The sequence below is a fragment of the Hymenobacter terricola genome, from assembly GCF_017921975.2.
In the GTDB taxonomy this organism is placed as follows: Bacteria; Bacteroidota; Bacteroidia; order Cytophagales; family Hymenobacteraceae; genus Hymenobacter; species Hymenobacter terricola.
On sequence record NZ_JAGEMO020000149.1, the window covers coordinates 1 to 3168 of the forward strand.

The window sequence follows — 3168 nt, forward strand, 5'->3', positions numbered from 1 at the left end:
AACACGGCCACGGCCGAGCGGGTGAGCAAGATGTTCGGCAAAATCGACAAAACGTATCGGTCCACCACGGAGGGCACCAGCAAGAGCAGCCCGCTCAATATCTTCAAGCCGAGTACCCGCACGACGAGCACCAGCGAATCGGTGAGCATCCAGCAGCGCGACAAGCTGGAGGCCCAGCAGGTGATGCGCTTTGGGGTGGGCGAGTTCGCGGGCCTGGTGGTGGAGAGCGGCCGGCCGGAGTTCCGCGCCACGTTCCGGGCCGAGCCAAGTAAGGCCGTAAAAATTGCCCCGTTCCAGGAAGCAAGCCCGGCCGAGGTCGCCCAAAACTTTGCCGCCATCAAGGCACAGGTCCGGGCCATCGTGGGCGGAGAGCAAGCCCCAGCGGAGCCGGCCGAGGTGTTTGCAATTGCAAAATCAACCCCCACCGACCAGGCCCCTATCAGCACCACAACGGAAGAAGAAGCCGACCCGAGCAAATGGTAACTATCCATTCAGTGCCGGGCTTATAAAACCTCCTGGTTCGACTGAAAAAAGCTATTAGTCCGACTTCAAGGGGGCACTTTGGGCGGGCCAGGAGACGCTAAAGAAGCCGATTTAACCAGCTCGCAGGGGAAGGGGAAGCCGGGCTACTTTGTTACTTTGTAGCACGGTAGCCGGTCGTTTCTTCCCTCTTGTTCTCTTGACCAAGACCGTTAAATGGCACGAACAGGACCACCAAACGGCGCGAGAGTACCCTAACGACCTCGTTCTATTTAGAAGCGAGCAGGAACGCTATTCGCTTCGCTTCATACCGTTCCGCTCTACTTTATGTAGCTGATAGTAAGTATTAAAGCAAATTACAGTGAACTCATGGCGAGTACATGCGTATTTAAATAACTGATAGTCAGTAATAATTTGAGTTCAAACCCGAGTTCATGGACAAAACGATACGCGCCGAGGAAGCGGCCTATGACGGTTTCCGGCAACTGGCCAAGGAGTACGAGCTGAGCAACCCCGAGCTGTTGGCCGCGATGGTGCAGTACTTCCGGGTGACCAAGGCCGACCCCCGGCACCCCACCGGCCCGGACCTGACCACGAGCCTAGCCAAGCTCACGGCCAAGCTGGCCGACTTGGACAAGCGCACGATTGGATTTATCCGGGAGCAGGAAAAGACCTACCTCAAGCCCATTCTGGCCGAGGTGCAGGCGCACAAGGTGCTGGCCACGCCGGCCGCGAGTGCGCCGACCGGCCTGAGCAAAGCCCAGGAGCAGGAGCTGAGCAACTGGTTTATCCGGGTGCTGCGCCGGGGGCTCCTGCCGGCCCAGCTCACGCCGTTGTTCCTTTCCGGCACCTTGCCCCCGGCCCCGGCCAAGGGCCAGGACGACCCCGCCCTGGTGGCCATCAAGCAGGCGTTGTTGCAGGCCCTGCGGTTAGCCATTCGGCCCGAGCTGATGGACCCGGCCATGAATCCCAACCCCGCGCCGGCCGTTCCCGGCGCGGCCCCGAGTACCACCCCCGCCCCGGCCGGTGCGCCCGTTCCACCCCCCAGCCAGCCCGCCTAATGGTTGCCAAAATACCCAGTTCCGGCAAGGGCCTTTCCCAACGGTCGGGCAGCTGCGGCGGCCTGGTGGCCTACCTCGAAAAGGAGGTACAAGGGCAGTGGTTCGGCCTCGACCGCGCCGACGTGCCGGCCGCCGAAGTGGTGGCCGCGCTCGACCAAAACAAGCGCAACCTGAACCGCGACGCGGACAAGTATTACCAGGTAGTGCTCGCCCCGAGCCAAGCCGAGCTGCGCCACATTGACAGCGACCCGGAGAAGCTGCGGGCCTACACGCGGGCGGCGATGGAGCAGTACGCGGCCAACTTTGGGAAGGGCATCGAGGGCCGCGACCTGGTGTACTTCGCCAAGGTGGAACACGAGCGCACCACGAACCACCAGGACCGGGCGGTGCAGGTGGGCGACGTGGCCAAGGGCCAGACGAAGGCCGGCCCGCAGACGCACATTCACGTCATCGTCAGCCGGACGGAGAACCTCGCCCGCTACAACGAGCGCAAGCGGGCCGGCGAGCTGGAGCGGAAAAACCCGTACCACCTGAGCCCGCTGACCAACCACAAGAACACGCAGCGCGGGGTGGTGACGGGCGGCTTCGAGCGCAAGCAGTATTCGGAGCGGGTAGAGCAGGCGTTTGACCAGGCGTTTGCCTACGAGCGGCCCCTGACCGAAACCTTCCGGTATGCCCACACGATGCAGCACGGCAGCCCGGAAGAGTGCGCGGCCCTGCGCGTGCAGGCCATCCAGGAGCAGCGCCAGGCGGTGCAGCAAGTCGCCCCCGAGCAGCAAGCCGCCGCGCAGCAGCTGGCCCCGGAGCAGCGCCCGCCGCTGGCCGTTGCCGCCCCGGCGCAGGCCGTGCAGGAGCTAAGCCCCGCCCAGCAGCCGGCCGTGCCTGAGCCGCCGGCTCCCGAGCAGCGGCGGGTGCGCGGCCCCCGGCTCTAAGCGGAGCGGGGCGAGCTTCGCGTATCCGACACCCCGCCCAAGCTGCGCCGCAAATACAAGATTCTCGCGGCCTTAAAACCGCGTTTTTGAGGTAATACGGCCCTTTTTTCGTATCTTGTGGTATGGAAAATCAAGCTAAAATCAACGCCGCTACCGACGAGCTGGCCGTGCTGGAATTCGAGATTGACGCGCTGCAAAGCAACCACGGCTTGCCGGTGGACGAGGCCGAGCTGGCCACCAAGCAGCAACGCGCCCTTGCCCTATACGCCACCCTCAAGGAACTGCGAAAGGCCCCAGCCGGGCAGCCCAAGAGCGAAGCGTAGTCCGCTCTTTTTTGCAATTGCAAAACGGTAGTTCCCAAAAGTCAATAAAGCCCCCGCATGAGCTATACGCCCCAGTTTGACGAGGAAGAACAAACCCCCGCGCAGCGGTGGGACGCGGTGCGGTGGGCCATTTGCGTTGGGGCCAGTGACCGGGCGGTGCCCTCCCCGGAAATGGCGCAGCTGCAATTGCGCTACGTCGCGGGCGAGGTTGACCAGGTGCAGATGCACGACGAGCTGATGCGGTGGTACCGGCCCGACATTGCCCCAGCGGCCGACGTGCGCCCGCTGCCGCCCGAGCAGCCCGGCCGGGCGTACCCTTACGCGGCGGAAATGGCGGCGCTGATGGAGGACATGAATAATTTGCCGCCCTAT

At 63.5% G+C, this 3168-nt stretch carries 4 protein-coding genes and 1 pseudogene; all 5 read left to right on the plus strand.

From position 1 onward, the window contains the following. Window positions 1-483 (plus strand): annotated as a pseudogene (locus tag J4G38_RS27545) (hypothetical protein); the annotation flags it as partial. 431 nt (window positions 484-914) lie between these two features. Then, window positions 915-1541: a BfmA/BtgA family mobilization protein gene (locus J4G38_RS27550; RefSeq protein WP_210522059.1), complete on the plus strand. Its 627-nt coding sequence runs from the start codon at window positions 915-917 to the stop codon at window positions 1539-1541. Continuing rightward, the gene (locus tag J4G38_RS27555) at window positions 1541-2473 is read left to right on the plus strand and encodes a DUF5712 family protein (RefSeq protein WP_210522060.1); all 933 of its coding nucleotides are present in this window, start codon (window positions 1541-1543) and stop codon (window positions 2471-2473) included. The genes J4G38_RS27550 and J4G38_RS27555 overlap by 1 nt, the downstream gene beginning before the upstream one ends. A gap of 122 nt (window positions 2474-2595) precedes the next feature. Continuing rightward, window positions 2596-2796 carry a hypothetical protein gene (locus tag J4G38_RS27560; protein WP_210522061.1) on the plus strand — a complete coding sequence of 67 codons (201 nt, stop codon included), beginning with the start codon at window positions 2596-2598 and terminating at the stop codon, window positions 2794-2796. 57 nt (window positions 2797-2853) lie between these two features. Continuing rightward, window positions 2854-3168, plus strand: a 315-nt coding sequence (locus J4G38_RS27565; RefSeq protein WP_226164012.1) for a hypothetical protein, incomplete at its 3' end; no start/stop codon positions are given.